Source organism: Streptomyces sp. AcH 505 (genome assembly GCF_000818175.1).
GTDB lineage: Bacteria > Actinomycetota > Actinomycetes > Streptomycetales > Streptomycetaceae > Streptomyces.
The window spans coordinates 6231717-6237362 of record NZ_JTIY01000001.1 but is presented as its reverse complement, the minus strand read 5'-3'; the positions used below and the strand labels follow the sequence as shown (position 1 = coordinate 6237362).

Here is a 5646-nt window from a genome sequence, read left to right as displayed (position 1 = left end):
CCGCCGCTGTACGGCCGGCACGGTTTCGCGACGACCGGCCCGCTTCGTGCGGGCCGGTCGCGTGCTCCCGGGGCGGGTGTCGGCCCCGGGACGCGGTCAGACGAGCGCCGCGGCCGGTTCTCGCGCGGGGAACGGCGCGAGCACCGGAAGGAACTCCCGGTCGGGGCCGGGGTGCCGCTGGGCCGCGCCGACCAGGGTGAGCGGGATCGTGGGCACCCGCGGGACGCTCTGCGGAGCCTCCACACTGCGGGTGAACCAGATGACTTTGCCCTCGGCGGTGGCGCAGGTGCCCCAGCTGTCGCTGACAGCGGCGACGCGGGCGAGGCCCCCGCCGCCGGCCGTCAGCAGCCGGGGCATCCTCGGCCCGTTGTCCTCGACGGACGTCGTGAGATGACGTCCGGTCCAACGCAGTTCCACAATGCACCTGTTGTCGTCGCCGACATGACGGTGGACATTGGTCAGCAGTTCGTCGATGCCCTGGGAGACGGGTGCGACGTGCAGGTCGAGTTTCCAGTAACGAAGGTGAGCGGCGACGATGCGCCGGATCTGCGATACGCGCTCCGCGGAGGCGTGCAATTCCACCTCGTAGTGCCGGTCGAGTGGAACTGTCATGTTTGAGGCTCCTCACAGAGAGGCCCACATGCTTCACGGCGTTGTGCCTACGGCGTAGCAACGACCCCCGAACACGAAGCGTGAGCAACAGCCACTTCTGGGTCACCAACAGACTGACCCCGTTGCGCCGGATGCGCAACACAAGCGGCTGTCGCCCCGCCGTCGGCCCCGTCAGCGGTGGCTTTCCAGCCGCAGCGTGACTTCCTCCTCCTGGTCGCCCGCCGCCGTACCCACGACCCGTACGGAGAAGGCGGAGGTGAGCGCCGCGTGCAGGGCGTCCACCGCCTTGTGGCCGCCCTGGAGGGTGGCGGTGACGGGCGAGGACAGCTCGGCGGGCGCCGCCTCGCCGCGTACGTCCGCCACGTCGAAGGTGGCCGTCCAGACGGCCTGCCGGTCGGCCGGCACGTCCTGGGGTACGTCGTCGGCTGCGCGGTCGGAGGCGAAGGCCGTGCCGAGGACCGCGAACACCGTCTGGGCGTCCTCCTTGGCCTGTCCGCCGAGTTGCACCGCGACCTCGGTCGCCGACTGTTCAGCGTTGCTCATGGGGTTGTTCCTCTCTGCGCCGAAGCTGTACGTGGAAGCCTGGGAAGGGATCGCTCCCAGGCTCTCCCCCGGGCCGTCGGAGTGCGACCGGAACCGGTCGGCCGGATGAAGCGCCGGCGGCCCGGGTACCCGCTGGGCAGCGGGCCAACCACCGGGCGCCGCGACGGGCCCCGGCAGCTGTGTGCCCGTCAGGGCCGGGGGTACACGGTCGGCATGACCGTCGCCAAGACCAGCGTCCTCGTCCTCGACTGTGCCGAACCCGCCGACCTCGCCGAGTTCTACGCCACCTTCTTCGAAGCGGAGATCAAGATCGGTACCGACCCGGACTTCGTGGAGATCGTCGGACAGTCCGGCGTCCATCTCGCGATCCGCAGGGACCACGGCTACGCGCCTGCCAGCTGGCCCCGGCCCGAAACCTCTCAACAGGCCCATCTGCGCATCATGGTGGCCCGCGAGGACATCGACGAGGCGGAGCGTGAGGCGATCAGCCTCGGCGCGCGCCCGCTGGACACCAAGGACAACGGCGGCCCGCGCGACACGCGCGTCTACTCGGACCCGGCGGGGCACTCCTTCACGCTGGCCGTCCAGCCGTAACGACGATGTCCGGCGTCCCGCCGTGGCGGGGCGCCGGACAGAGCCGGTCCGGGGGTACAGGCTGCCTCGCGGAGGACTCAACCGCCGAACTGCTGGATGAACGCCTCGCAGAACGCCTTCAGATCGTCCGGCTTGCGGCTGGTGATGAGCGGGCTGGGCGCTGCGGTGCAGACCTTGACCTGCTCGTCCACCCAGGTACCGCCGGCGTTGCGGATGTCGGTCCGCAGGCTCGGCCAGGACGTCAGCGTCCTGTTACGCACCACATCGGCCTCGATGAGCGTCCACGGGGCGTGGCAGATCGCCGCCACCGGCTTGCCCGCGTCGAAGAACGCCTTCACGAAGGCCACCGCCGCGGGATCCGTCCGCAGCGCGTCGGGGTTGGCGACACCGCCGGGCAGCACGAGACCGTCGTAGTCCTCGACGGAGCTCTGCGCCACCGTCCGGTCGACGGGGAAGGTGTCCGCCTTGTCGAGGTGGTTGAACGCCTGCACCTGGCCCGGTGCGGTCGAGATCAGCTCGCGCTCGCCGCGCGCCTCCCCCACCGCCTTCCAGGGTTCGGTCAGCTCGACCTGCTCCACGCCCTCGGGAGCAACGAGAAATGCCACTCTCATCCGGATCACGTCCTTTCTCGTCATGTACAGCTGTGTTCGTCTGCCCGACGACGGGCGCCCGACACGCAGGCGGCCCGTGGACCGACCCGGCCGGCCCCGCACGATTCTTACCGGAATGTGCCGGGCGGGCATGTCGAGTGACGCCGGGGGCTGCCGTGCGACGTCAGGCGGGCGTCAAAGCCGCACGCGGTCGCGTCAGCCGTCCGTCAAGGCGCGGAGCGCCGGTCCGCCCCGCGCCTAGAGTCACCGCCATGGGACGACGTCGGACGGGAGCGGCCACGCGGCCCGGCCCCGGCAGCCGGGGCGCGCCGGGCACGGTGTACGACGACCGCTGGGCCGGTGAGGCCCGGCAGGCGGCGGGGTGCGCAGGGGTGTTGCTGACCCTGCTGCTGGTGGTCGACGGCGCTTCGGGTGATCTGACCCTGCGGCACGCCGCGTTCTGGACCGGGCTCGCCGTGCTGCTGTTCGTCGTGCTCGTACCGGCCCGGGTGTCGGCGGGAGCCGGCTGGCTGGCCTCGCGCGGGCTGCTCGGCGAGCATCGGGTGCGTACGGACCGGCTGTTGTCGGTCCGTACGTCCGACGGGGTGGCCCAGCGCCTCGTCCTGTGCGACACGGAGGGCGGCAGGGTCGAGGTCGATCCGCGCGTGCTCGTCGCGGCGCCGCAGCTCTGGTACCGGCTGGAGACGGACGCCCTCGCGTCGCTGAGAGACGGCCGGCCGCTGTACGGCGCCGATACGCTCCGCCGGATCACCGGACGCCTGGACGGCGCGGCGGCCGAGGCGGTCTTCCGCACGTCCGGCCTGCGCTGACCGTCCCGGTCCCGGCCGCCGCGGACCGTGCGTACGGCGTGCGCACGGACGCGGGCACGGGGGGTGCACTGTGGCGTCACGGGGCCGACGGGCGGTACGGTGCCGAGGACATGACGAGGGTGTGACGGAAGTCCGGTGAGAATCCGGCACGGTCGCGCCACTGTGGACCCGCGGTTCGCCGCGGGAAGTCAGACCCGGCACCTTCGTCTCAGGCACCACGATCGGGACGCGTGTTCCCCAGGAGGTTCGGCCATGGCACAGTCTGCCGCCCCCACCACCGGCTCCACAGCCGTCGCACCCATCTCGCTCAAGGCGATAGCGCCCTGGGCGGTCTTCTTCGGCGTTCTGATGCTGTTCCTGCTGTACTTCGTCGGCGCCGAGCAGGGCGCCACCTCTGTCTTCTCCGGCACCGACATCCACGAGTGGGTCCATGACGGACGCCATCTCCTCGGCTTCCCCTGCCACTGAGAGACCGAGGAAATCCGCTCATGAACTCCATATCCGTCAGGGCCCTGTTGGTGCGCGGCATGCTCGCGGGGCTCGCCGCAGGCGTGCTCGCCCTCGTGGTCGCCTATCTGCTCGGTGAGCCGAGGATCGACTCGGCCATCGCGTTCGAGGACTCGCACAGCCACGAGCACGAGATGGAAGTCGTCAGCCGCTCGCTCCAGTCCACCGCCGGACTCGCCACGGGCGTCCTGGTGTTCGGCGTCGCCGTCGGCGGTATCGCAGTCCTCGCGTTCTGTGTCGCGCTCGGCCGGATCGGCGCCTTCGGGCCCCGGGCCACGGCGATGCTGCTCGCGGGCGGTGCGCTGCTCACCGTCTACGTCGTGCCGTTCCTCAAGTACCCGGCCAATCCGCCGTCGGTGGGCGACCCGGGGACCATCGGCAAGCGCAGTACGCTGTATGTGCTGATGATCGTGCTGAGTGTGCTGCTGGCCGTGGCGGCCGTCATCTTCGGCAAGCGGCTGGCACCGCGGCTCGGCAACTGGAACGCGACGGTCGCCGCCGTCGTCGGCTTCGGTGTGGTGGTCGGCCTCGCGTACGCGTTCCTGCCCACCGTCAACGAAGTGCCCAAGGACTTCCCGGCGCCGCTGCTCTGGCAGTTCAGGGTGGCCTCGCTGGCCATCCAGATCACCATGTGGAGCGCCTTCGGGCTGATCTTCGGCCATCTCGCCCAGCGGCTCCTCGCTCCGGAGACCGTTCCGGCCGTGCGCCGCAGCAGTCCGGACGACCGGGTCGGCGCCCCGGTGAACTGAACCCCGACCACCGTCAGAAACCCGCCGGGGCCCTTCCCGGCGGGTTTCTTCGTGAGGAGAAGCAATGGAGTACGTACGTCTGGGCCGGACCGGTCTTGAGGTGTCCAGGATCGTCCTCGGCTGTATGAGTTTCGGCGACCCGCAGTCCGGGTCCCACCCCTGGTCCCTGCCGGTGGAGGAGTCACGGCCGCTGGTCCGGCAGGCCGTCGAGGCGGGCATCACCACCTTCGACACGGCCAACGTCTACTCGCTCGGGTCGAGCGAGGAGATCGTCGGGCGGCTGCTGGGCGAATTCGCCAAGCGCGAGGAGGTCGTGATCGCCACCAAGGTGAACGGCCGGATGCACGCGGGTCCCAAGGGCGCGGGTCTGTCGCGCGCGGCCATCTTCAGCCAGGCGGAGGCGAGTCTGCGGCGGCTGGGCACCGACTACATCGATCTGTACCAGATCCACCGCTACGACCCGAACACGCCGATCGAGGAGACGATGGAGGCGCTGCACGACCTCGTGCGCGCCGGGAAGGTGCGCTACATCGGGGCCTCCTCGATGTGGACGTGGCAGTTCGCCAATGCCCAGCACACCGCCGAACTGCACGGCTGGACGCCGTTCGTGTCGATGCAGGACCAGTACAACCTGCTGATGCGCGAGGAGGAGCGGGAGATGCTGCCGTTCTGTCTCGACCAGGGCGTCGGGGTGCTGCCGTGGAGCCCGCTGGCCCGGGGCCGGCTGACCCGCGACTGGGAGGACGACACCACCTCGCGTGCGCGCAGCGACCAGTTCGGCTCCACCCTCTACCGGCAGGCGGAGGACTCCGACCGGGCGACGGTGCGGGCGGTGGCCGAACTCGCCGCCGAGCGTGGCGTGTCACGCGCGCAGATCGCGCTGGCCTGGCTGCTGCACCAGCAGGCGGTCACCGCGCCGATCGTCGGCGTCACGAAGGAACAGCATCTCAGCGACGCGGTGGCAGCGGTCGAACTGCGGCTGGACGACGACGAGATCGGCCGCCTGGCCAAGCACTACGCGCCGCGCGCGCCCGAGGGCTTCTGACCGTTCCGTGCGGGGCGGCACACCGTCCAGGCCAGCGCGAGGGCGAGCAGGTCCTCGGCCACGGCGCCGGGCCAGTCGGTACCCGCCCTGTCGTGCGCTGTCCGGCGCCACCACGCCCCGGCGAAGGACCCGCCCACGGCGCCGGCGGCGCCCATCGTCGCCGCGACCGCCGGGGG

The 5646-nt window shown here is 71.1% G+C and carries 8 protein-coding genes, 1 pseudogene and 1 riboswitch; of the genes and pseudogenes, 5 read left to right on the top strand and 4 right to left on the bottom strand.

Going from position 1 to position 5646, the window contains the following annotated elements:
• Window positions 1-96 precede the first annotated feature (96 nt).
• Both HY68_RS27790 and HY68_RS27785 read right to left on the bottom strand, forming a co-directional pair.
• Entirely contained in the window at window positions 97-612 is a 516-nt protein-coding gene (locus HY68_RS27790; protein ID WP_041993869.1) for an ATP-binding protein, read from the bottom strand.
• Window positions 613-783: 171 nt separating this feature from the next.
• Complete coding sequence (locus HY68_RS27785; RefSeq protein WP_041993866.1) at window positions 784-1155, bottom strand: hypothetical protein; 372 nt, start codon at window positions 1153-1155, stop codon at window positions 784-786.
• 213 nt (window positions 1156-1368) lie between these two features.
• Here HY68_RS27785 and HY68_RS27780 point away from each other — a divergent pair, with 213 nt between their 5' ends.
• Window positions 1369-1749, top strand: coding sequence for a VOC family protein (locus HY68_RS27780; RefSeq protein WP_041997356.1), 381 nt, complete (start codon window positions 1369-1371; stop codon window positions 1747-1749).
• 77 nt (window positions 1750-1826) lie between these two features.
• Here the strand turns inward: HY68_RS27780 and HY68_RS27775 are convergent, their stop codons facing one another.
• On the bottom strand, window positions 1827-2360 hold the full coding sequence (locus HY68_RS27775; protein WP_041993863.1) for a type 1 glutamine amidotransferase domain-containing protein: 534 nt from the start codon (window positions 2358-2360) through the stop codon (window positions 1827-1829).
• Window positions 2361-2611: 251 nt separating this feature from the next.
• Between HY68_RS27775 and HY68_RS27770 the strand changes: the two genes are divergently transcribed.
• The 4 genes from HY68_RS27770 (at window position 2612) to HY68_RS27755 (ending at window position 5470) form a co-directional block, all read left to right on the top strand.
• Complete coding sequence (locus HY68_RS27770) at window positions 2612-3169, top strand: hypothetical protein (protein WP_041993860.1); 558 nt, start codon at window positions 2612-2614, stop codon at window positions 3167-3169.
• Between the two features lie 112 nt (window positions 3170-3281).
• A riboswitch (adenosylcobalamin (AdoCbl) riboswitch) is annotated at window positions 3282-3377 on the top strand.
• Window positions 3378-3421: 44 nt separating this feature from the next.
• Complete coding sequence (locus HY68_RS27765) at window positions 3422-3637, top strand: CbtB-domain containing protein (RefSeq protein ID WP_041993857.1); 216 nt, start codon at window positions 3422-3424, stop codon at window positions 3635-3637.
• 20 nt (window positions 3638-3657) lie between these two features.
• Window positions 3658-4425 carry a CbtA family protein gene (locus HY68_RS27760; RefSeq protein WP_041993854.1) on the top strand — a complete coding sequence of 256 codons (768 nt, stop codon included), beginning with the start codon at window positions 3658-3660 and terminating at the stop codon, window positions 4423-4425.
• A 64-nt stretch (window positions 4426-4489) separates the two neighbouring features.
• On the top strand, window positions 4490-5470 hold the full coding sequence (locus HY68_RS27755; protein WP_041993851.1) for an aldo/keto reductase: 981 nt from the start codon (window positions 4490-4492) through the stop codon (window positions 5468-5470).
• Here HY68_RS27755 and HY68_RS44135 read toward each other — a convergent pair.
• Window positions 5440-5646 (bottom strand): annotated as a pseudogene (locus HY68_RS44135) (hypothetical protein); the annotation flags it as partial. The gene HY68_RS27755 and the pseudogene HY68_RS44135 sit on opposite strands and share 31 nt — an antisense overlap.

What these genes read in the sequence shown, in the direction of transcription:
- HY68_RS27790 (WP_041993869.1), bottom strand. Translation starts at nt 612, where the DNA reads ATGACAGTTCCACTCGACCGGCACTACGAGGTGGAATTGCACGCCTCC.
- HY68_RS27785 (WP_041993866.1), bottom strand. Translation starts at nt 1,155, where the DNA reads ATGAGCAACGCTGAACAGTCGGCGACCGAGGTCGCGGTGCAACTCGGC.
- HY68_RS27780 (WP_041997356.1), top strand. Translation starts at nt 1,369, where the DNA reads ATGACCGTCGCCAAGACCAGCGTCCTCGTCCTCGACTGTGCCGAACCC.
- HY68_RS27775 (WP_041993863.1), bottom strand. Translation starts at nt 2,360, where the DNA reads ATGAGAGTGGCATTTCTCGTTGCTCCCGAGGGCGTGGAGCAGGTCGAG.
- HY68_RS27770 (WP_041993860.1), top strand. Translation starts at nt 2,612, where the DNA reads ATGGGACGACGTCGGACGGGAGCGGCCACGCGGCCCGGCCCCGGCAGC.
- HY68_RS27765 (WP_041993857.1), top strand. Translation starts at nt 3,422, where the DNA reads ATGGCACAGTCTGCCGCCCCCACCACCGGCTCCACAGCCGTCGCACCC.
- HY68_RS27760 (WP_041993854.1), top strand. Translation starts at nt 3,658, where the DNA reads ATGAACTCCATATCCGTCAGGGCCCTGTTGGTGCGCGGCATGCTCGCG.
- HY68_RS27755 (WP_041993851.1), top strand. Translation starts at nt 4,490, where the DNA reads ATGGAGTACGTACGTCTGGGCCGGACCGGTCTTGAGGTGTCCAGGATC.